The sequence below is a fragment of the Luteibacter sp. UNCMF331Sha3.1 genome, from assembly GCF_900109915.1.
Taxonomy (GTDB): Bacteria; Pseudomonadota; Gammaproteobacteria; order Xanthomonadales; family Rhodanobacteraceae; genus Luteibacter.
Genome location: NZ_FOBU01000005.1, coordinates 43579 through 63733, shown reverse-complemented (window position 1 = coordinate 63733; position 20155 = coordinate 43579). Strand labels below are relative to the sequence as shown.

Genomic DNA, 20155 nt, shown 5'->3' with positions numbered 1-20155 from the left:
CCGCGCTTCTTGCAGAATCTTGCGCCCATCGTGTCGATGGGGGCGGGGTCGGCTGAACGGGCAGGGAGGGCGTCATCCCGCGATTGTGCGGAATGGGCTCGCGATCCGACAACCGCTCTCTTCACAATTTGCAGGAAACCGTGCTGGTGGGTATGGAACGGGGTGGTTAGACTGGCAAGGCACGTCCCCTTCACTTCCCGCGCGGTACCGACTGAATGCTCGACACCCTGCTCGATTTCCTGGCCAATGGGCTCACCCGCGCAAGCTGGGGCGAGATCGTCATCTTCATGCTCGTGGTCACGCAGCTCACCATTTTCACGGTGACCCTGTACTACCACCGCAGCGCGACCCATCGTGGCGTGGACTTCCACTGGACCCTCAACGGTTTCTTCCGTTTCTGGGGCTGGCTGACCACCGGCATGGTCGTCAAGGAGTGGGTTGCGATCCATCGCAAGCACCACGCCAAGGTCGAGACCGAGGAAGATCCGCATAGCCCGCAGATCTTCGGCATCAAGAAGGTCTTCCTCGACGGCGTGTCGCTCTACCGCGACGCGAGCGAGAATAAGGCCGACATGGAGAAGTACGGCCGCGGCACGCCCGACGACTGGTTCGAGCGCCATCTGTTCGGCGCCCACCCCTACTGGGGCCCGACCCTGATGGCCCTGATCGATGTCGCGCTGTTCGGCGTCGTTGGCATGGCGCTGTGGGCGGTGCAGATGGTGTGGATTCCGTTCTGGGCCGCGGGCTTCGTCAACGGCATCGGCCACTGGTGGGGCTATCGCAACTTCGAAAGCTCGGACACGGCGACGAACATCTCGCCCTGGGGCTTCTGGATCGGTGGCGAAGAACTCCACAACAATCACCACGCCTTCCCGAGCTCGGCCAAGTTCGCCCTGCGCAAGTGGGAGTTCGACATCGGCTGGGCGGCGATCTGCAGCCTGCGTTTCCTGGGCCTTGCCAAGGTGCTGCGCGTCGCGCCCACCCTGAACATCCGTCCGAACGTGCACCTGCCGGACGCCGAGACGCTCAAGGGCGTGCTGGCGCTGCGCTTCCAGGCCACCACCGACTACTACCGCAACGTCATCCTGCCGACGATGCGCGAAGAAGTCGGCCAGGCCGGCGACAGCATCAAGGCCATTCCGCGTCGTATGCGCCGGGCGCTGGCCGACGGTGGTCGCTGGCTCGACAACGATGCCCGCGAGCGCATGCATGCGGCACTGGCGAACCGTCCCGCCCTGCAGACGGTGTGCGAGTTCCGCGCCCGCCTGGTGGCACTGATGGAAGAGCGTGGTGCCGAGAAGTCGCTCAAGGCGCTTCAGCAGTGGATCGTGGAAGCCGAGCAGAGCGGCATCCGCTCGCTCCAGCAGTTCGCTCAGCGCCTGAAGGGTTACTCGGCGGTGGGCGCGTAACCTTCCGTTCTGCTGGCGACAAGCAAAAGGCCCGCCTATGGCGGGCCTTTTTTTTTGCTTCGTAGAACGGACAGCAGGTTCGTACTCGCGCATGGCCTCCCTCGCTCCTGGCGATGCAGAGGGTTCGCGCACAGGTGCGCTCCTACGCGTGGCTTACGCACAAAAAAAAGCCGCCTTTCGGCGGCTTTTTTCGCAAGATCACTTGATCTTGCCTTCCTTGTATTCGACGTGCTTCCGGACGACGGGGTCGTACTTCATGAAGACCATCTTTTCCGGGGTGTTCTTCTTGTTCTTCGTGGTCGTGTAGAAATGACCGGTGCCCGCGGTGGAAATCAGGCGGTGCTTATCGCGCTTGCTTGCCATGTTCGATCTCCTTAGATCTTTTCGCCGCGGGAACGGAGGTCGGCCAGCACGGCTTCGATGCCGTTCTTGTCGATGGTGCGCAGCGCGTGGTTGGAAACGCGCAGCTTCACCCAGCGATTCTCGCTGGCGACCCAGAAGCGACGCTCGTGCAGGTTCGGCAACCAGCGGCGACGGGTCTTGTTGTTCGCGTGCGAGACGTTGTTACCGGTCTGCACACCCTTATTGGTGACTTGGCATCTACGGGCCATGGTGGCCTCCTCTAGATTCGTTGGACCATCCTTTGGCCAGGACGGCGACGGCCCAGCAACGCGCCGTTGGACGGGCGCCACGCGATGGCTGGAGGGTGGAGCGCTTCCGCCGTGAGGCCCGCATCGCATAACGGACGTACCCGACGTATCGGGCTGGCATAGGGAAGCCGGGCATTCTCTCAGAATCCGCCGTGCCGGCGCAACCCGGACTGTGCGCCGCGCCGTGTTGTATGAAACAATCCCGGCTTTCGTGCCCCGGCACGCAGCCGATCCACAGACGCCTTTTCGAGGACCAAGCAATGGCAGAGTTCAACGCCAACGGCCAGGCCGGCCAGCCGCAGCTCGTGCTGCAGAAGATCTACGTGAAGGATGCCTCCTTCGAAGCCCCGAACGCCCCCGCGGTGTTCCAGGAAATGGGCGAGACCGAGGCCCAGCCGCAGGTCCAGCTGAACCTGGGTCACAAGGCGGTGGACCTCGGCAACGACCTGTTCGAAGTCGTCCTGAGCCTCACGCTCACCTGCAACCTGGGCGAGCGCACGGCCTACCTCGCTGAAGTGCACCAGGCGGGCATCTTCGGCATCGCCGGTTTCTCCGACGAGGACCGCGACGGCATCCTCGGCTCCTACTGCCCGAATCTGCTCTTCCCGTACGGCCGCCAGATGGTCTCGTCGATGGTCCAGGAGGGTGGTTTCCCGCCGTTCCTGCTCCAGCCGATCAACTTCGACGCCCTCTACGCCGAGCAGCAGCGCCAGCAGCTCGAAGGCGCAGGTGCCCATACGCTCAACAGCTGAGCGATGAGCGCCGCTTCCCGACCCACCGTCGCCGTTCTCGGCGCCGGGTCCTGGGGTACCGCGCTGGCCGCGTTGCTGGCGCGTAACGACGTTCCCACGCGCCTGTGGGGGCGCGATGCCGATGCGCTGGCGGCCATGGCCGCGGCGCGTCGCAACCTTCGTTATCTGCCGGACCTCGACCTGCCGCCGGAGCTCGCCTACGAGTCCGATCTGGCCGCCGTGCTTCGCGGCGCCGATATCGTGCTGATGGTCGTGCCGAGCCACGCGTTCGCGGCCATGCTCGACCAGGTGGTTCCGCTCCTCGAGCCCGGGGCGAAGATCTCCTGGGCCACCAAGGGCTTCGAGACGGGTACCGGTCGGTTCCTGCACGAGCTGGTCAACGAGAAGCTGCCGGGGCGCCCGGCCGCGGTCGTCACGGGCCCGTCGTTCGCGCGGGAGGTGACCGCCGGCCTGCCCAGCGCCGTCACGGTGCACGCGACCGACGAGGCGTTCGGCAAGGAGCTCGCCGTCCTCCTGCATGCGCCGAATTTTCGTGCCTATACCGGCAACGACATCCTCGGCGCCGAGCTCGGCGGTGCGATGAAGAACGTCCTCGCCGTCGCCACCGGTGTGGCCGACGGCATGGAGCTGGGTCTCAACGCCCGCGCCGGCCTCATCACCCGCGGCATGAACGAGATGCTTCGCCTTGGCGTGGCGCTCGGCGCGCGCGCGGAGACGCTGATGGGACTCGCCGGGCTCGGCGATCTCGTGCTGACGTGCACGGGCGATCTCTCCCGCAATCGCCGTCTCGGCCTCGCGCTCGGGAAAGGCATCCCTCTCGACGAGGCCGTGCGCCAGATCGGGCAGGTGGTCGAGAGCGTGGTCACCGCCGACGAAGTGGCGCGCCTGGCCGGCTTCCACGGGCTGGACCTGCCGATTTCGGCGGCCGTCCGCGCCGTGCTCCACGGCGAAGTCACCCCGGCCGAAGGCCTGCGCACGCTCATGGGGCGCGAGCAGAAAGCCGAGTACCCCGTCGACCTCTTCGCGAACCGACGCTGAGGCGGCTGTCCGGCCGACGCCCGGTTCGCTGAACCGGGCCGGTCCACTGGGTAAAAAGTCCTACGGGTTCCTCATCCGGCCTTTGCTAAGCTTCCTGTTTTGGTCGCGCGGGCAGGATCGCTACGGATGCATCAACCGGACGACAAGCGCAGCAGGGCTGAAGATACGGGGGGTTCGCTGCCGCAGGCGTGGCAGCGGGCGCTCGACGGCGTGGCCCCCGCGGCCCCCGTCGACCGCGTCGTTCTCGGGTTTTTCGTCGAAGGCGTCAACGACGACCACGAACCGGCCGCCCGCCTGGACGTCGCGCCGGTACTGCTCACGCTCGGTGCGGACGGGCGCTATTCCCGGCCCCTGCCGCTAGACAGCCGCCATCTGCCCGAGGCCGCGCTCACCGTGACCGAGAAGCGCCTGGCCGCGACCCTTCTCGGCCTGCCGCAGACGCTGCGCAAGAGCCGCAGCTACGCGCGTTTCTCCGGGGCCCTGGGCGATCAGCTGCTGGCCGACGTGCTCGACAGCGCACCTTGCTTCTTCGGTGGCGTCGCGGGACTGCAGCTGTCGCGAGGCAAGCCGCATCCGCTGAGCTGGCGCTGGAACCTGGAAAAGGACGGTGGCCAGAAGCTGCTGCCCGACGTGCCCGCGAGTCAGCGTCTCTTCCGCGTCGGCTCGCTCTGGTACCTCGACGCCGAGCATGCCGAGGTCGGCCCCCTCGAGGGTGATCCGCAGGAAGCCACCTGGCTCGATCTGCCGGCGCTGCCGCCCGAAAGCACGCCGGCCTTCATCGCCGGTCGCGATGCGACGCGCATGGGGCCGCGTCTTCCGGATCCCCAGGTATTCGGCGCGATGCGTCGCGCCGAGGTATCGCCGCGCCCGGTGCTCGTCCTGCACGCGCTGACGCGCCACGCGCGCCTTGCCGCCGGTACGCCGCCGCTCGCTTATGGTCGCCTCGCTTTCGACTACGCGGGCGAACGCCTGCCGGGTCGCGGTGGCGAACCGCTCGTTCGTCGCGTCCGCAACGGTACGTTGCTGGAGATCTGCCGTCGGCGTGCCGAAGAACTGGCGACGATGGAGAGCCTGGAGTCGGTGGGCCTCAACCCCGCTGTCGACACCGAAGGCCTGCCGTGGGACATGGCCGACACCCTTCCCGAGGACGCCTGGCTCTTTCCCGGCAAGGGTTACGCCGGCGCGCTGGAGGTGAACACGCCGGCGCGCTGGCTCGCGCTGCGGCCCCGGCTCGAAGCCGATGGGTTCCTGCTGGAATACGCGCCGAGCTTTCCGTTCGAAGTGCTGGAAGGCCCCGTTCGCTGGTACGGGCAAGCGCATGAGGACGATGCCGACCGGGCATTCGATCTCGAGATCGGTATCGAGGTCGAAGGCAAGCGCGTGAATCTTCTGCCCGCCGTGGCACAGGCGCTCGCGGAGCATCAGCTCAGCCTCAGTCCGCAGCCGGGCGAGGCCGAGGACTCCGTCTGGTATGCGCCGGTCGACGATCGTCGCCGCGTGCCCGTGCGTCTGAAAGAGTTGCGCGGTCTGCTCGCGCCGCTGGCCGAATACCTCGAAAAGCCGCGGCAGCAGTTGCACCTGCCCCGGGTGCAGGCCGGTCGTCTCGAGGAACTCGTGCAGGCGCTGCCCAGCGGCGGTTCGTTCGAGGCACCCGAACGTCTGCGTGGCTTCACCAAGCGCCTGCGCGAAGCGGCGGAGCGCGCCAGCGATGCCGTGCCCGCAGGCATCCGTGCGGAGCTCCGCGGTTACCAGCGCGATGGCCTGCGCTGGATGAACGCGCTCGCCGAAGCCGGCACCGGTGGCGTGCTCGCCGACGACATGGGTCTCGGCAAGACGCTGCAGCTGATCACGCACCTGCTCGCACTGAAGGAAAGCGGCAATCTCACGTCGCCGGCGCTCGTCGTGGTGCCGACCAGCCTCGTGCCGAACTGGATCTCCGAGGTGGCGAAGTTCGCGCCGGAGCTGACGTTGCTCGCGTTGCACGGGCCGCAGCGCGCCGAGACGTTCGCGCGCATCGCCGAGCACGACGTGATCCTCACGACCTACGCGCTGCTGCCGCGCGACGTCGAGACACTGAAGAAGAACGCGTTCTCGCTGGTCGTGCTCGACGAAGCGCAACAGGTGAAGAATCCGCGCACGCAGGCGCGTCGTGCGCTGCTCGCGCTGAAGGTGCAGCGCTGCCTCTGTCTTACCGGCACGCCGCTCGAAAACCATCTGGGCGAACTCTGGTCGCAGATCGATCTTGCCGTGCCGGGGTTGCTCGGCGACGAAGGCGCCTTCCGCAGGCACTATCGCGTGCCCATCGAGAAGCATCAGGACATCGACTGCCAGGATCGCCTGAATCGTCGTATCGCGCCGTTCATTCTCCGTCGCACGAAGGCGCAGGTCGCGTCCGAGCTGCCCGCGAAGACGGAGATCACGCGCCGCGTCGTGATGGAGCCGAAGCAGCGCGACCTCTACGAGAGCCTGCGCCTGTCGCTCGCCGAAGAACTGCGCGAGGTCATCGCGCAGCGCGGCATCGCGCACAGCGGCATCGTGGTGCTCGACGCGCTGCTGAAGCTGCGCCAGGTTTGCTGCGATCCGCGTCTCGTGAAACTCGAAGCCGCACGTGGCGTGCGCGAGTCCGCGAAGTTCGAACTGCTGATGGACATGCTGCCGGCGTTGCTCGCCGAAGGCCGTCGCGTGCTGCTTTTCAGCCAGTTCACCGAGATGCTGAAGCTCGTCGCGCACGAGCTGGATCGCCGGCGCATCGCGTACGTCACGCTCACGGGCGAAACGCGCGACCGTGCCGAACCGGTGCAGCGTTTTCAGGACGGCGAAGTACCGCTGTTCCTCCTGTCGCTAAAAGCGGGCGGCGTGGGTCTCAACCTGACCAGCGCCGATACCGTCATCCACTACGACCCGTGGTGGAATCCGGCGGCCGAAGCGCAGGCCAGCGATCGCGCGCACCGCATCGGTCAGGACAAGCCGGTCTTCGTCTATCGCCTGATCACGGCCGGTACGGTCGAGGAGCGTATCGAGGAGCTCAAGGCCCGCAAGGCCGAACTCGCCGACGCGGTCCTCGAAGGCGGCGGTAGCCGGGAGCGCCTCAGCTTCGACGAAAGCGACCTCGACGCCCTGCTCGCGCCATCGGCCTGATCGCAGCGCTTCAAGCGGTTCGCGATACACCGTAGTCGCCGGACGCGACACTTGTAATCCATGGGTCACATAGCGTAACTTATGGGTTACGGTCGATCCATGTATGAAATCGTCCAGAGTGAAACATTTCGCCGTTGGGTTTCCCGCCTTCGTGATCGCATGGCGGTGGCGCGAATCCTCGCGAGAGTGCGTCGCATGTCGCTCGGGCATCCGGGCGACGTTAAGCACGTCGGTTGCGGTGTCAGGGAAATGCGCATCGATCATGGGCCGGGTTATCGCCTGTACTACATCCATCGCGCATCGACGCTCGTCGTCCTGCTGACGGGCGGCGACAAGCGCAGTCAGCAGGCGGATATCCAGCAAGCATACACATTGCCGCGGCATGGGATGAAAAAGCATGAAAGAGACGTTCACCCGCTGGGATGCCGCGGATCATCTTCGAACCGAAGCCGATCAGACCGCTTACCTCAACGCATGCCTCGCCGACGATCCCGGTGATGGCAGTCTTGTGCGAGCCGCGCTGGGTGACATCGCGCGTGCGCGCGGCATGAGCAGCGTGGCGCGCGCCACCGGCATCTCGCGCGAAGGCCTTTATCGTGCACTTTCGAACGAAGGCAATCCCGAATTCGCCACCGTCATGCGCGTGATGCGCGCGCTTGGCGTGCAGCTGCGCGTCGGCGGCTGAGGTCGCAGGCCTGAAACGACGATGCCCGGCGTGAGCCGGGCATCGGGGTGACGACGAACGACGATGTGCGCGATCAGCGACGCAGCGGCGTGCCGCCGGCTTCCACGATCGCGAGCGCCGTGCCGCCGATGAGGCCGGGTTCCGGATTCATGATCGCCTGCGTCGGCACCTTTTCCATCGTGTCGCGGAAACGGCCCTTGGCCTCGAAGCGCTCGCGGAAATGCTCCTGGATCCACGGCAGTAGGATCGGCGTCATGCCGCCGGTGAGGTAGACACCGTCCCATGCGCCGAGGGTCAGCACGAGATCGCCGGCCACGCTGCCAAAGATGCCGGCGAGCGATTCGACGGCGCGCGTGCACATCGAGCAGCCGTCCTCCTTTTCCTCGCCCGGCCGGTTCGCGCGCTTCGTGATTTCTTCCTGGGTGATGTTCTCTTCGGGCTTCTGGCCTGCGATTTCGCAGATCGCGTCGTAGAGATTCTTCAGGCCCTGGCCGCTGATCAGGCGTTCGTTGGACACGCGTCCATAGCGAAGGTTGAGCACCTTCAGGATCTCGATGTCCTCGGTGCTGTGCGCGGCGAAGCCGGCGTGGCCGCCCTCGGTCTGCAGCACGCTGACCTTGTCGCCGCGGATGAGCAGGCCACCGACGCCGAGACCCGTACCCGGACCGACGACGACGAACGTCTGCTCGTCCTTCGCACCGATGACGGGCACCGGCTGCTTACCGATCTGTTCGAGTTCGCGATGACCCATGTCGTCGACGATCTTGTCGGGGCTCATCAGCATCACCGCCATCGACTGCGCAGCGAAGTCGTTGACGAGGTGCACCCACTCGAGGTCGAGCTCCTTCGCGAGGCTCTTCGCGGAGATGGCCCATGGATTGTTCGTGACCTTGACGGTCTCACCGCCATCGATACGGCCGGCCGCGGCGATGATCGCGCGGGTCGCTTCGTGACCGGTCTCCTTGAAGTACAGCCGCGCGGCGTCCGCCATCGAGGCATAGTCCTTCACGTGGTACTTCCGGACGCTCGATTCGATAAGCGGTTGATCTTCATCCGGATGCGCGATGCCGAAACGCACGTTGGTGCCGCCGAGATCGGCGAGCAGGGTCGGCGCCGGGGCGCTAACGTTGGCCATGTTGGAGAACCTGTCGTGTCACGGAAGCACGCAAGGGTGCCTCGCATGGGGGCTGGCGTCTAGTGAAGGCTTCTCCCGGTGCCGTTTCACGGCATGCGGTGCGCCTCCCCGCGGCCCTCCATGCCGACACTATGACGTAAACGATTACGTCGGCAGAATACCCCATTGCCCGGGGCATTGGCAGGCTCGGCCCGCCGCCCGGGGGCACCCCACCGGAGAACAAACGATGGCAGCGGTTCGTCTCGACAAGGTACGCAAGGTCTATCCGAACGGGCACGTCGCCCTGAAAGAGGCCAGCTTCGAGATCGCCGATGGCGAGCTCTTGGTGCTCGTCGGCCCGTCGGGCTGCGGGAAGACCACGCTGCTGCGGATGATCGCGGGGCTGGAATCGATCAGCGGCGGCACGATGTCGATCGACGGTCGCGTCGTGAACGACGTCGCGCCGAAGGATCGCGACATCGCGATGGTGTTCCAGAACTACGCGCTCTACCCACACATGACCGTGCGGGAAAACCTCGGCTTCGGTCTGCGTCTGCGCGGGGTGGCGAAAGAGGAGATCGACCGCCGCGTGGCGGGTGCGTCCGACATGCTCGGTCTCGACGAGCGCCTCGATCACCGTCCGGCGGCCCTGTCCGGCGGCCAGCGTCAACGCGTGGCCCTCGGTCGCGCGCTCGTGCGCGACCCGGCGGTATTCCTGCTCGACGAACCGCTGTCGAACCTCGACGCGAAGCTGCGGCTCTCGACGCGCGTGGAAATCGCGCGCATCCATCGCCGTCTCGGCGCGACGATGGTCTACGTCACGCATGACCAGATCGAAGCGATGACGCTCGGTCAGCGCATCGTCGTGCTGAACGGTGGCGTGATCCAGCAGCTCGACACGCCGATGAATCTCTACAACAAGCCGGTGAACCTGTTCGTCGCGGGGTTCCTCGGCAGCCCGGCGATGAATCTCTTCCACGGCACGCTCCGGCGCGAGGACGGCCTGGTGCTCGAGATGAAGGAAGGGCGCATGTCGCTGGGCAGCGACGCGCCGGGCCTCGCGGCGTACGTCGACAAGCCGCTCATCGTCGGCGTGCGCCCCGAGGATCTTCTCTCCGTCGCCGACCACGCCGGCGTCGTGGAGCGCCTGCGCGCGCATGTCGATGTGGTCGAGCCGGTCGGCAACGAAGTGTTCCTCAACATGCGTCATGGCGACGACGAGATCGTCGCGCGCGTTCCGCCGAGCTCCACCGTGCAGCCGGGCAGCGACGTCGCGCTCGGGTTCCTGCCGGAGCGCCTGCATTTCTTCGATCCGGAGACCACGGTCCGCATCGCGGACTGATGCCGCGCGCCCCGCGACGCTTTGCCGCCCGTGACCGGGCGCGAGAGGGGTAAAATGGGCGAATCGCCAACGAACAGGCCCGTCCCATGACCTTTCCCGCCGTCCGTATGCGCCGCATGCGTCGCGACGCCTTCTCCCGCGCTCTGATGCGCGAGACCGTGCTTACCGTCAACGACCTGATCATGGTGGCCTTCGTGGTCGAGGGCGAGGGCGTGCGCCAGCCGGTGCCGTCGATGCCCGGCGTCGAGCGGCTGTCGATCGACGAGTTGCTGAAGCTCGGCGAGGAGTGCGTGGCGCTCGGCATTCCGGCGCTGGCGCTGTTCCCGTCGGTGGACGGGGCGGCGAAGAGCGAAGACGCGCGCGAGGCGTGGAACCCCGACGGCCTGTTCCAGCGTGCTGCGCGCGCCCTGAAATCGCGGTTCCCCGGCCTCGGCCTGATCGGCGACGTGGCCCTCGATCCGTATACGACGCACGGGCAGGACGGCCTCATCGATGCCGATGGCTACGTGATGAACGAGCCGACCGTCGATGCGCTGATCCGGATGTCGCTGGCACAGGCGGAAGCAGGCATCGATTTCATCGCGCCGTCCGACATGATGGACGGCCGCATCGGCGCCATCCGCGAAGCACTGGAGGACGCCGGCTTCATCCACACGCGCATCCTGTCGTACGCCGCGAAATACGCGTCGAGCTTCTACGGGCCGTTCCGCGACGCCATCGGCTCGTCGGCCAACCTCGGCAAGGGCGACAAGCACACCTATCAGATGGACGTCGGCAACAGCGACGAGGCCCTGCGCGAAGTGGAGCTCGATCTCCAGGAAGGCGCCGATGTGGTGATGGTCAAGCCCGGCCTGCCGTACCTCGACATCGTCCGCCGGGTGAAGGACACCTTTGGCGCGCCGACGTTCGTGTACCAGGTGAGCGGCGAGTACGCGATGATCAAGGCGGCCGCGCAGAACGGCTGGCTCGACGAGAAGGCGGTGGTGATGGAGTCGCTGCTCGCGATGAAGCGCGCCGGCGCGGATGCGATCCTCACCTACTTCGCGGTCGATGTGGCGCGCTGGCTCAAAGGCTGAGGCGTGTCACTGGATTATGCAAAACCCGCGCCTGCCCGCATGACATAATCCCCGGCGACACTGTGGGAGTCGCGGGATGGATGGGCATCACTTTCTGGAGACGGCGGTCGTCTTTCTTCTGGCGACCGTGATCGCGGTGCCGCTGACCAAGCGCTTCCGGCTTGGTGCCGTCCTCGGATACCTGCTTGCGGGCGTGGCCATCGGCCCGTCCGCGCTCGGCCTGGTCAGCGACACCGAAGGCGTCGCGGCGATCTCCGATTTCGGCGTGGTGCTGATGCTTTTCGTCATCGGCCTCGAACTCTCGCCCTCGCGCCTCTGGGTGATGCGCCGCGCCGTGTTCGGCAGCGGCACGCTGCAGGTACTCGCCTGCGCCATCGCGCTCGGCGCGATGGGTTACTTCCTCTTCGGCCTGACCTGGAAAGCCGCGACCATCGTCGGCGGCAGTCTCGCGCTGTCGTCCACCGCGTTCGGCCTGCAGATCCTGGCGGAGCGCAAGGAAGCCGGCTCGGTGTACGGGCGGCAGGCGTTCGCGATTCTCCTGTTCCAGGACCTCGCCGCGATCCCGCTGATCGCCGCGGTTCCGCTGCTGGGCGGTGCCATCGGCCACGACGCGCACGCCGCGCCGGACATCGCGAGCGTCGTGCGCGTCGTGGGCACGATCCTCGCGGTGATCGTCGGCGGCCGCCTGCTGCTGCGTCACGTCTTCCGTTTCGTCGCGCGCGCGAAGAGCACCGAGGTGTTCACGGCGACGGCGTTGCTCGTGGTCATGGGCACGGCGTGGCTGATGGAACTGGCCGGCATCTCGACCACGCTGGGCGCGTTCCTCGCGGGCCTGCTGCTGGCGGATTCCGAGTACCGCCACGAGCTCGAATCCAATATCGAACCGTTCAAGGGCCTCCTGCTCGGGCTCTTCTTCGTCAGCGTGGGCATGTCCGTCGATCTCGGCATGCTCGCCGCCAAGCCGTTGCTGGTGCTCGGCATGGTGGCGCTGCTGCTCGCGGTGAAGGCCGCGCTGATCCTGCCGCTGGGCCGGCTGGTCGGTGCGCTCAGCATGGCCGATTCGGTCAGGCTCGCCGCGGTGCTCGCCTGCGGCGGCGAATTCGCCTTCGTGCTGCTCAACCTCGCGCAGCAGAACCTCATCATCAACGCGAGCCAGCGCGGCCTGATGGTCATGGCCATCTCGCTGTCGATGGCGCTGACGCCGCTGCTCGTGCTGCTGGCCTCGCGCCTGGTGCACGAGCGCGCGCGCAAGCCCGATCGCGAATTCGACGCCATCGAGGCCGACACGCCGCGCGTCATCATCGCCGGCTTCGGGCGCATGGGGCAGATCGTCGCCCGCGTGCTGCGCGCGCAGGGCATCCAGTTCGTGGCGCTCGAAAGCTCCGTGGAGCAGGTCGAGACCTCGCGCCGGTTCGGCGGCACGTCGCTGTTCTTCGGCGACCCCGGTCGCCCGGAAATGCTGCGCGCCGCGCAGGCCGACAAGGCCGAGGTGTTCGTCATCGCCACCGACGATCCGGAAGCGAACCTGCGTACCGCGCGCCTCGTGCGCCGGCAGTACCCGCACCTGAAGATCGTCGCCCGCGCGCGCAATCGCCAGCACGCGTTCCGCCTGATGGACATCGGCGTCGAGGAACCGGTACGCGAGACGTTCTACTCGAGCCTGGAGATGACGCGCCACGTGCTGGAGTCGCTCGACATGCCGCCCGACGTCGTCGAGAGCCGCATCGAACGCTTCCAGAAGCACGACGATCAGGTGTTGAGGGCGCAGTATCTGGTCTACGACGACGAGACGGCGCTGGTGCAGACCACGAAGGAAGCGCTGCACGACCTGCAGCAGCTGTTCGAAGCGGACGCCGTCGAAGAGCGCGTCCGCGACGGCGGGAAGTAGCTCAGTCCGGCTGAGCCGGTTGCCGCAGGGTCTGCCTGACGCTGGGAATCGCGCCCACGCGCGTGCCCAGCTCATGGGCGATGTCCACGTAGCCGAGATGGCGTGCCACGTCGCCGGCCGTGCGTCCGAAGGCGTCCGCCGCATTGCGGTTCGCGCCGCGCTGGAGCAGCACGCGGGCCGGTGCGAGCAGCGCGTGCATCGCGCTCGCATGCAGTGCGCTGACGCCACGGTGATCGGCGTGTTCGAGGGCCGCGCCGGCATCGAGCAGCACGGGCACGAGCGCGCCGAGGTGCGTCGCGTCGGCGTTGGCGCCAGGACGCATGTGCGCACCGAGCAGGATGAGGAGCGGCGTGACGCCGTCCTTGTCCGCCTTGTTGACGTCGGCACCCTTACGGATGACCGCGTCGAGCAGGCGCCGCGCGCGCAGGCTGTCGTTGCTGCCGAAGCAGTACTGCGCGGCGGCGTGCAACGCGGTGTGCCCGTGGAGATCTTCGGCGGTGGCATCGGCGCCGGCGGCGAGCAGCAGGTCGGTGATGTCGGGATAACCGAGCGCGGCCGCGATCATCAGCGCGGTGGTGTTACCCGGCAACCGTTGGTCGACGTCGACGCCGCGCGCGATCAGCAGTTCCACCACCGCCTCGCGTCGCGCATTGACGGCGGCGGCGAGTGGCGTGACGCCGGATGCCGCGGTCGTGGCCGGATCGGCACCCGCGTCGAGCAGGTGTTCGGCGACATCGCGCTGGCCGGCGCCGGCGGCGCGCAGCAGCGCGGTGGCACCTTGATGGTCGCGGGTGTCGACGTCGAAGCCGAGTTCGAGCAGGCGATCCACCGCCTGCATGTCGCCCGCGGCGGCCGCGGCGGGGAGATCATCCGCGCGCAGTGCGCGGCGCGGCAACGGCCACGAGGCCCAGCTGAGCCAGCGCTCGACGTCGCCGTGACCGATGCCGAGCCCGTACGGCGTTTCACCGTTCACGTCGGCCGCTTCGGGATCGGCGCCGTTCGCCACGAGCAGCCGCACGAGCGGGAGATTGTCGCCGCCATGTTCGAGCGCGGCGTGCAGCGGCGTGCGACCGCCGGTGTCGCGCACGTTGGGATCCATGCCGCGGGCGAGGAGAGCGCCGAGCAGCGCGATGCGTCCCGTCGCCGCGGCCATGTGCACGGGCGTGCGTCCACGCGCGTCGGGGCCGAACGGATCCGCGCCCGCTTCCAGCATCGCCAGCGTGAGTCGTTCGTCCGCGCCGTCGAGGCGGCAGATCGCCTGACCGAGCAGACCGGCACCGGCCGGAGAGGCGCCGGCACGCATCAGCTGCAGCAGCGCGTCGGCCGACTGCGGCAACTGCGGCAGCAGCGCATCGAAGAGGCGGCGCCCAAGCACGCCTTCTTCGTCCACGGGCGCGGCCAGGCGCGCCTCGGCCGGCAGGCCATGGTCGAGCAGCCACGCGCGGGCGGCATCGAAGCCGGCGCCCGCCAGGTCGACGTAAAGGGCGGCCAGTTGGGCGGCGGGCCACTCGCGCACCTTCGCGGCGAAGGTGGACGCGACCGCCCAGTGACCAAAGCGCAGCGCATCGTAGAGATGTGCCGGCGAGTCGGCGCCGGCTTCCGGCACCACCGATTCGCTCAGCGAGCTGGGCAGCGGCGTTTCGGGATCGAGCAGCGCGACGAAATCCCAGCGGCCCGCCGCGGCGGCGTGATCGAGCGCGCTGCGTCCGTCCGCGCCGGTCTCCTTCGGTTGCGCGCCGAGTGCGAGCAGCGCGCGTACGGTGGCCGCCTGCGCGCGCGGCGACTGGCAGGCCAGCGTGAGCGCGTCGCGGCCGTGCCCGTCGCGCGGCGATGCGTCGGCGTGCACATCGGCGAGCGCCTGCACGATGCCGTGCGCACCGGCGCGCGCGGCTTCCATCAATGCCGTGGTGCCGTTGCGGTCGGCGAGGTTCGGGTTGGCATGCGCCAGCAGCAGCGCCCGCGCGATCTGCTCGTGGCCTTCGGCCGCGGCGGTGACCAGGGCCGTGCGTCCCAGCGCATCGGTCGCGTTGACCGGCGCCTTGTAACGGATGAGCACCTTGACGCCTTCGCTGTCGTCGTCGGCGATGCCCGCCGCCGCCACCAGCGCGGGTTCCCCGCCAACGGGCGCGGGCTTCGCGCCGTGTTCGAGGAGGAACCGCGCGAGGGTCCAGTTCGCCGCGCGACAGGCGATGACGAGCGGCGTATCGCCCGCGGCGTTCACCGCGTCGACGGGTGCGCCGGCATCAAGGAGCATGGCGGCGACGGTGGGTTCGGCGCTGAGCACGGCACCGTGCAGTGCCGTGTTGCCTTCGGCATCGGTGGCGCTGGCGTTCGCGCCGTTGGACAGCAGCGTCAGCACGGCCTCCGGCCGACCGTGCCAGCTATCGCGGCTGGCAGCGAGCAGCGCGGTCATGCCGCCGTGCTCGCGATCCACGCGGGCCCCCCTGGCGATGAGCGCGCGCAGGAGACGGGTATCGGGCGAGAGCGCGGCCAGCGTGAGCAGGGGCCGCTGATCCCGCTCACCCGGCGCCGCGTCGCTTTCCGGGTTCGCGCCGGCTTCCACCAGCGCGACGGCGCGGGCGATGTCGCCCTCGCGCACCGCGGCGCGCAAGGCGTGGTCGCGGACACCGGGCTGGGCTTCCTCGCTGCTTAGTACCGGAATCGGTGCACGCGGCGTGTCCAGCGGCTCGTGGGCGTGGCGTCGCGGCTCGGCACGCGCGGTGCGGATGTGGCCGCGGCGATCGCAGAGCAGGGCGCGCAGCGTACGGTTGGCGATGACCATGCAGCCCAGCGGCAGCAGCACCAGCGCGTAGACGCCGAGCGCCGCGATGCGCATCTCGGCGGGCAGCACGCCGTAGAGGCCCGACAGCGCCACGGCGGAGAACGCGAGGATCAGCAGGGCCAGCGAAGCGGGCAGGAAGTGCGAGAAGAAGCGTTCCTCGGCCGACAGATGGCGACCGAACGAGATCGAACGCGCCACCGCGGTGAAGATCCACGAACCGTCGCCGCTCGCCTCGGGGTAGGCGTCGTCCCAGAGAAAAACCAGGCCGAACGCGGGCCAGACCCGCCAAAGCGCGGCGAGGGCCACCACGAGCGTCGCGGCCAGCAGCAGGGCGGCGCCGAGGCTCGGTGACTGGGTCAGCTTCAGCAGTGGCCACGCGACCAGCACGAACACCACGAAGGTATAGGCGATGAACATCACCAGGTGGGCCGACCCGCGCCGAAGCACCGTGCGCAGGTAGCTCGGCTCGGGATCGAACCCGATCGCGTGACACACCGCACCCATGGCCAGGGCGTTGGCGAGCAGCAGCGGGATCAGCGCGAGCGGTGAGGCGGTCAGCCCCGCGCAGGCGACGGCGGCGAGGGCGGGGAGGAACCAGGGCAGTGCCTTGATCAGAGAGGGACGACGACGTTTGGGATTGGCCATGCGCGGGAGTATACGGAGCGTATGACGCCCTCGCGGTAACGTCGTGTTAACCCGCGTTGCACGTTCACCCCATGCACGTATCCGGCCGTATCAGGCGCGGACGAGGGCCTGGTCCGGGTCGATTTCGCGATTGTGGTTCGGCTGGTTGCAGACGCTGAGGGTTTCATTCGAGGGCGACTGCAGGTGCCATCCCTGACGGGCGAGATTCGCCATCACGCGTTCGCTGTCTTCGTTGGGCAGCTTCCGCTGGGGCGTCAGTTCCACCTCGAGCGCGAAACGCAGGTCGCCGAGGAGCAGGGCGAGGGGTTCGGGCAGGACGCCGAAGCCCTCCCGTTCGGTCACCCAGAGGTAGGTATCGGGCTTGCGCTGGCTGGCGTAGACGAAGCAGTGCATGACGGCAGGTCTCGCTGTGGGGCCGGCCTTTCAAGGTAGCAAATACCGCAGGAAATGACGTGATGCGATTCGCAGGCCGTTTCATGTTTGTTGCAGCTGCACTTGCAAAAAATACGTCAAATCAGCCAGAGTTCGCTGCCAGATTGTTAAACGCGCGTATGAAAACGGGAAAGTTTTACGTTTTCCGCGTCACCCAGTCGCCCCCGATCAGAACAAGAAGCAGGAGCCTTCCGAATGCAGAAGCTGAACCTTTCGTCCCGTCCGCTGGTCGCCGCCGCCCTTTCGCTGGCCATCGCCGGCGCGCTGGTCGCTCCGCAGGCCGCCAACGCCAGCGCTTTCCAGCTCAAGGAAAACAGCGCCAAGGCGCTCGGTCGCGCGTTCGCCGGCTCCGCCGCCGCGGGTGACGACGCCTCCGCCATCGTCAACAACCCCGCCGCGATGACGCTGCTCAAGGGCAACGTCTTCCAGGCCGACGTGACGGGCATCAACTTCAGCACCAAGTTCCATGGCACGGCCACGGACGCACAGGGTCGCCCGATCAGCGGCGGTAACGGCGGCGACGCCGGCACGACCATCCCGGTCCCGGCCCTGTACTTCGCGACGCAGGTCGCCGATCGCTGGCACTTCGGCCTCGGCCTGACCGCGCCGTTCGGCTTCAAGACCGAATACGACTCCGACTGGAAGGGCCGCTACAACGGCGTGAAGTCCGACTTCAAGTCGTTCGACGCGACCCTCTCGGCCTCGTTCGACGTGACGGACGACTTCGCCGTCGGCGTCAGCGCCATCGCTCAGAAGACCAGCGCCGAGCTGACCAGCGCCATCAACTACAACTCGGTCGGCCTGGGCCTGATCCAGCGCGCCGCCGCGGCTGGCGCCCTGACGCCCGCCGCCGCCCGTGCGCTGGCCGTCCAGTACGCCTCGGTGGTTCCGCCGGGCAGCGACGGCTACGCCAAGATCAAGGGCGACGACTGGGCCTACGGCTGGCAGGTCGGCGGTCTTTGGAAGCTGACCCCGAACGATCGCCTCGCGCTCAGCTACCGCAGCAAGATCAAGCACAACCTGGAAGGCACGGGTAACTTCACCATGCCGTCCAACGTGACGGCGGTGCTGTCGAACCCGGCCATCGGTCGCCTGCTGGGCACCGGCCAGCGCCCGTTCACGCACACCGAAGGCCGTGCAGGCTTCACCACGCCGGCGATCGCCACCGCCAGCTTCTGGCACCAGGACGAGAAGTTCGGCCTCGGCTTCGACCTGTCGTGGACCAAGTGGGACGCGTTCCAGGACCTCACGGTCAACTACTCGAACCCGAACCAGCCGGCGACCACCGAAGACTACAGCTGGCGCAACAGCTGGTTCGCGTCGGTCGGTGGCGAGTACTACGTCAGCGACAAGTTCACCGTCCGTGGCGGTGTCGCGGTCGACAGCACCCCGACCTACGACGACACGCGCTCGCCGCGCGTGCCGGACTCGACCCGCAAGTGGCTCGCCTTCGGTGTCGGCTACAAGGCCACCGAGAAGTTCGAGATCAACGCCGGTTACGCCCACATCTTCGTGAACAAGGCGCACATCGGTGGCGTGACGACCGCGACGGGCGACCGTCTGGTCGGCGAGAACGACGACAAGGGCAACCTGCTGAGCGTCTCGGCCAAGTACGCGTTCTGATCGAACGATACATGGCGAAAAAAAAACCTCCCCGGCGACGGGGAGGTTTTTTTATGCCTGTTTTTCGTGCTCCTGGTGGGGGCGCGCTCTCAGTACGCGTATTCCGAAAACGCGGGATCCACGCTGCCCTTCCACTCGCCGTGGAACTTCTCGAGCTTCACGTCGGCCTGCGTCTTGCCCGAGAGCCCGATCTCGAGCAGCGGTTCCAGGTAACCCGACTCGTCGACGCCACGGTTGCCCTGCTTGTTGCGACGCTTCAGGCCATGGTCGGCAATCTTCAGCGACTCGAGCGCGAGTTCGCGCAGCTTGTGGCCACGGAACATCAGGTCGAGCGCATGTTTCGGCACGCCGTCGCGTAGCGCGTGGCGTTCGGCCTTGCTGAAGTCCCGCACCAGATCCCACGCCGCGTCGAGCGCGACGTCGTCATAGAGCAGGCCTACCCAGTAGGCGGGCAGGGCACACAGCTGGTTCCACGGCGCGGCATCCGCACCGCGCATCTCGAGGTACTGCTTGAGGCGCACCTCGGGGAAGGCGGTCGTCAGATGATCGGCCCAGTCCTTCATGCTGGCCTTCACGCCCGGCAGGGCCGGAAGCTCGCCGCGCATGAATTTCCTGAAGTCCTGGCCGGACAGATCGACGTACTTGCCGTCGCGGTAGCTGAAGTACATCGGCACATCGAGGATGTAGTCGACGTAACGCTCGTAACCGAAGCCCTTCTCGAAAACGAAGTCGAGCATGCCCGTGCGATGCGGGTCGGTGTCCGTCCACACGTGCGAGCGGAACGACTTGAAGCCGTTGGGCTTGCCTTCGGTGAACGGCGAGTTGGCGAACAGCGCCGTCGCGATCGGCTGCAGCGCGAGCGCGACGCGGAACTTCTTCACCATGTCGGCTTCGCTCGCATAATCGAGGTTGACCTGCACGGTGCACGTGCGCGTCATCATGTCGAGGCCGAGCGAACCGACCTTCGGCATGTATTCGCGCATGATCTTGTAGCGACCCTTGGGCATCCACGGCATCTGGTCGCGGCGCCACTTCGGCTGGAAGCCCATGCCGAGGAAACCGATGCCGAGCTCTTCGGCCACCGAGCGCACCTGCTTCAGGTGCTCGCTCACTTCGTCGCAGGTCTGGTGGATCGATTCCAGCGGTGCACCGGACAGCTCCAGCTGGCCGGCCGGCTCGAGCGTGATGTTGGCCAGGCCCTTGGTCAGCGCGACCGGCGTATCGCCCTCGCGCGCGATGTCCCAGCCGTAGCGCGACGCGAGGCCTTCCATGATCGCCCGGATGCCCGGACGGGGTCCTTCGAACGGCGGGGGTGTCAGGTCGTCGGTGTAGAACCCGAACTTCTCGTGCTCCGTGCCGATGCGCCACATCTCGCGCGGCTTTTCGCCCTTGGCGAGATAGGCCACGAGGTCGTGGCGATCGCCGATGGGCGTGCTCTTGGCGGCGCTGGGTATGGACACGTCACTTTCCTTGAAGGGGAGGCTCGAAGGCCGATGGCGCCCATATGGGGACGCCCGGGCACCCCGAAAAGGTGTGCGTCGGCGAGGCAGCGTAACAAATGGGATGCAGGGACGGTGAAAC

The 20155-nt window shown here is 67.4% G+C and carries 16 protein-coding genes; 10 read left to right on the top strand and 6 right to left on the bottom strand.

The annotated features are described in order from the left end of the window. The first annotated feature begins 215 nt into the window (after nucleotides 1–215). Nucleotides 216–1409, top strand: coding sequence for a DesA family fatty acid desaturase (locus tag BMX32_RS17695; RefSeq protein WP_089981374.1), 1194 nt, complete (start codon nucleotides 216–218; stop codon nucleotides 1407–1409). 198 nt (nucleotides 1410–1607) lie between these two features. Here the strand turns inward: BMX32_RS17695 and rpmG are convergent, their stop codons facing one another. Together rpmG and rpmB are read right to left on the bottom strand one after the other, a co-directional pair. Next, nucleotides 1608–1772, bottom strand: coding sequence for a 50S ribosomal protein L33 (rpmG, locus tag BMX32_RS17690; RefSeq protein ID WP_036109728.1), 165 nt, complete (start codon nucleotides 1770–1772; stop codon nucleotides 1608–1610). Between the two features lie 11 nt (nucleotides 1773–1783). After that, nucleotides 1784–2020 (bottom strand): 50S ribosomal protein L28, encoded by a 237-nt coding sequence (rpmB, locus tag BMX32_RS17685; protein ID WP_089981369.1) that lies wholly within the window; start codon nucleotides 2018–2020, stop codon nucleotides 1784–1786. A gap of 299 nt (nucleotides 2021–2319) precedes the next feature. Here rpmB and secB point away from each other — a divergent pair, with 299 nt between their 5' ends. The 5 genes from secB (at nucleotide 2320) to BMX32_RS17660 (ending at nucleotide 7672) form a co-directional block, all read left to right on the top strand. Continuing rightward, a complete protein-coding gene (gene secB, locus BMX32_RS17680) occupies nucleotides 2320–2811 on the top strand; it encodes a protein-export chaperone SecB (protein WP_089981366.1) in 492 nt (163 codons plus the stop codon). Between the two features lie 3 nt (nucleotides 2812–2814). After that, nucleotides 2815–3849, top strand: coding sequence for an NAD(P)H-dependent glycerol-3-phosphate dehydrogenase (locus tag BMX32_RS17675; RefSeq protein WP_089981363.1), 1035 nt, complete (start codon nucleotides 2815–2817; stop codon nucleotides 3847–3849). Between the two features lie 126 nt (nucleotides 3850–3975). Then, nucleotides 3976–6987, top strand: a complete 3012-nt coding sequence (locus BMX32_RS17670; protein ID WP_089981361.1) for a DEAD/DEAH box helicase — start codon at nucleotides 3976–3978, stop codon at nucleotides 6985–6987. A gap of 81 nt (nucleotides 6988–7068) precedes the next feature. Next, nucleotides 7069–7485 carry a type II toxin-antitoxin system RelE/ParE family toxin gene (locus BMX32_RS19070; protein ID WP_343123866.1) on the top strand — a complete coding sequence of 139 codons (417 nt, stop codon included), beginning with the start codon at nucleotides 7069–7071 and terminating at the stop codon, nucleotides 7483–7485. Then, on the top strand, nucleotides 7385–7672 hold the full coding sequence (locus BMX32_RS17660; RefSeq protein ID WP_089981357.1) for an addiction module antidote protein: 288 nt from the start codon (nucleotides 7385–7387) through the stop codon (nucleotides 7670–7672). Before BMX32_RS19070 ends, BMX32_RS17660 begins: the two co-directional genes overlap by 101 nt. A gap of 73 nt (nucleotides 7673–7745) precedes the next feature. Here BMX32_RS17660 and BMX32_RS17655 read toward each other — a convergent pair whose 3' ends face one another. Then, complete coding sequence (locus BMX32_RS17655) at nucleotides 7746–8807, bottom strand: glucokinase (protein ID WP_089981355.1); 1062 nt, start codon at nucleotides 8805–8807, stop codon at nucleotides 7746–7748. Between the two features lie 226 nt (nucleotides 8808–9033). On the opposite strand from BMX32_RS17655, the gene ugpC reads away from it, so the two are divergent. The 3 genes from ugpC (at nucleotide 9034) to BMX32_RS17640 (ending at nucleotide 13092) form a co-directional block, all read left to right on the top strand. Then, nucleotides 9034–10128: an ABC transporter ATP-binding protein gene (ugpC, locus tag BMX32_RS17650; RefSeq protein WP_089981353.1), complete on the top strand. Its 1095-nt coding sequence runs from the start codon at nucleotides 9034–9036 to the stop codon at nucleotides 10126–10128. Between the two features lie 86 nt (nucleotides 10129–10214). Then, entirely contained in the window at nucleotides 10215–11204 is a 990-nt protein-coding gene (hemB, locus tag BMX32_RS17645) for a porphobilinogen synthase (protein WP_089981351.1), read from the top strand. Nucleotides 11205–11280: 76 nt separating this feature from the next. Next, nucleotides 11281–13092, top strand: coding sequence for a monovalent cation:proton antiporter-2 (CPA2) family protein (locus tag BMX32_RS17640; RefSeq protein ID WP_089981348.1), 1812 nt, complete (start codon nucleotides 11281–11283; stop codon nucleotides 13090–13092). A gap of 1 nt (nucleotide 13093) precedes the next feature. Here the strand turns inward: BMX32_RS17640 and BMX32_RS17635 are convergent, their stop codons facing one another. Both BMX32_RS17635 and BMX32_RS17630 read right to left on the bottom strand, forming a co-directional pair. Beyond that, entirely contained in the window at nucleotides 13094–16519 is a 3426-nt protein-coding gene (locus BMX32_RS17635; protein WP_089981346.1) for an ankyrin repeat domain-containing protein, read from the bottom strand. Between the two features lie 90 nt (nucleotides 16520–16609). Continuing rightward, complete coding sequence (locus BMX32_RS17630) at nucleotides 16610–16912, bottom strand: YcgL domain-containing protein (protein ID WP_089981343.1); 303 nt, start codon at nucleotides 16910–16912, stop codon at nucleotides 16610–16612. Between the two features lie 234 nt (nucleotides 16913–17146). Here BMX32_RS17630 and BMX32_RS17625 point away from each other — a divergent pair, with 234 nt between their 5' ends. Then, on the top strand, nucleotides 17147–18574 hold the full coding sequence (locus BMX32_RS17625) for an OmpP1/FadL family transporter (RefSeq protein ID WP_089981339.1): 1428 nt from the start codon (nucleotides 17147–17149) through the stop codon (nucleotides 18572–18574). Between the two features lie 89 nt (nucleotides 18575–18663). Here BMX32_RS17625 and BMX32_RS17620 read toward each other — a convergent pair whose 3' ends face one another. Next, on the bottom strand, nucleotides 18664–20034 hold the full coding sequence (locus tag BMX32_RS17620; protein ID WP_089981336.1) for a glutamate--cysteine ligase: 1371 nt from the start codon (nucleotides 20032–20034) through the stop codon (nucleotides 18664–18666). Between the last annotated feature and the right edge of the window lie 121 nt (nucleotides 20035–20155).

What these genes read in the sequence shown, in the direction of transcription:
- BMX32_RS17635 (WP_089981346.1), bottom strand. Translation starts at nt 16,519, where the DNA reads ATGGCCAATCCCAAACGTCGTCGTCCCTCTCTGATCAAGGCACTGCCC.
- rpmG (WP_036109728.1), bottom strand. Translation starts at nt 1,772, where the DNA reads ATGGCAAGCAAGCGCGATAAGCACCGCCTGATTTCCACCGCGGGCACC.
- BMX32_RS19070 (WP_343123866.1), top strand. Translation starts at nt 7,069, where the DNA reads ATGGGTTACGGTCGATCCATGTATGAAATCGTCCAGAGTGAAACATTT.
- BMX32_RS17675 (WP_089981363.1), top strand. Translation starts at nt 2,815, where the DNA reads ATGAGCGCCGCTTCCCGACCCACCGTCGCCGTTCTCGGCGCCGGGTCC.
- BMX32_RS17670 (WP_089981361.1), top strand. Translation starts at nt 3,976, where the DNA reads ATGCATCAACCGGACGACAAGCGCAGCAGGGCTGAAGATACGGGGGGT.
- BMX32_RS17655 (WP_089981355.1), bottom strand. Translation starts at nt 8,807, where the DNA reads ATGGCCAACGTTAGCGCCCCGGCGCCGACCCTGCTCGCCGATCTCGGC.
- rpmB (WP_089981369.1), bottom strand. Translation starts at nt 2,020, where the DNA reads ATGGCCCGTAGATGCCAAGTCACCAATAAGGGTGTGCAGACCGGTAAC.
- BMX32_RS17630 (WP_089981343.1), bottom strand. Translation starts at nt 16,912, where the DNA reads ATGCACTGCTTCGTCTACGCCAGCCAGCGCAAGCCCGATACCTACCTC.
- hemB (WP_089981351.1), top strand. Translation starts at nt 10,215, where the DNA reads ATGACCTTTCCCGCCGTCCGTATGCGCCGCATGCGTCGCGACGCCTTC.
- secB (WP_089981366.1), top strand. Translation starts at nt 2,320, where the DNA reads ATGGCAGAGTTCAACGCCAACGGCCAGGCCGGCCAGCCGCAGCTCGTG.
- BMX32_RS17660 (WP_089981357.1), top strand. Translation starts at nt 7,385, where the DNA reads ATGAAAGAGACGTTCACCCGCTGGGATGCCGCGGATCATCTTCGAACC.
- BMX32_RS17640 (WP_089981348.1), top strand. Translation starts at nt 11,281, where the DNA reads ATGGATGGGCATCACTTTCTGGAGACGGCGGTCGTCTTTCTTCTGGCG.
- BMX32_RS17625 (WP_089981339.1), top strand. Translation starts at nt 17,147, where the DNA reads ATGCAGAAGCTGAACCTTTCGTCCCGTCCGCTGGTCGCCGCCGCCCTT.
- ugpC (WP_089981353.1), top strand. Translation starts at nt 9,034, where the DNA reads ATGGCAGCGGTTCGTCTCGACAAGGTACGCAAGGTCTATCCGAACGGG.
- BMX32_RS17695 (WP_089981374.1), top strand. Translation starts at nt 216, where the DNA reads ATGCTCGACACCCTGCTCGATTTCCTGGCCAATGGGCTCACCCGCGCA.